The sequence below is a fragment of the Aequorivita vitellina genome, from assembly GCF_022008365.1.
Taxonomy (GTDB): domain Bacteria; phylum Bacteroidota; class Bacteroidia; order Flavobacteriales; family Flavobacteriaceae; genus Aequorivita; species Aequorivita vitellina.
The window spans coordinates 1-548 of the sequence record NZ_JAIRBA010000135.1 but is presented as its reverse complement, the minus strand read 5'-3'; the positions used below and the strand labels follow the sequence as shown (position 1 = coordinate 548).

The following is a 548-nucleotide window of genomic DNA, read 5'->3' as shown; positions in this document are numbered from 1 at the left end:
GTTGAAGATGTTACGGCGCCAGTAGTGGCTTGCCAAGACATCACAGTAGTACTTGATGCAACGGGTACGGTAACAATCGCAGGAATAGACGTTGACGGAGGTAGCACCGATGCCTGTGGCATTGCGAGCTATGATCTCGATATAGATACCTTCGACTGTTCAAATGTTGGAGACAATATTGTAACATTAACTGTAACCGATGTAAACGGAAACACGTCAACTTGTACGGCTACCGTAACGGTAGAAGACAATACAAGCCCAGTATTAGTTTGTCAAGACTTTACGCTTGAACTTGGTGCAGATGGTACTGCCATTCTTGACCCAAGTGATGTGATAGCCTCTAACGATGACGCCTGTGGAATCTTTGCTTCGGCAGTAGATATTACAAACTTTAGCTGTGCAGATATTGGAGCGCCAATCACGGTGCAAGTATTTACGATAGATGTAAACGGCAACCTTGCAACCTGTACTGCAGAGGTAACGGTAGTAGATAACCTTGCGCCGGTAATAACTTGTCCAGCAGATCAAACAGTAGATCCGGGGCCTGG

At 46.0% G+C, this 548-nt stretch carries 1 protein-coding gene; it reads left to right on the top strand.

The window, feature by feature from the left end:
• Positions 1 to 548: hypothetical protein (locus K8089_RS16305; RefSeq protein WP_237604339.1), on the top strand; the 548-nt coding region annotated here is incomplete at both ends.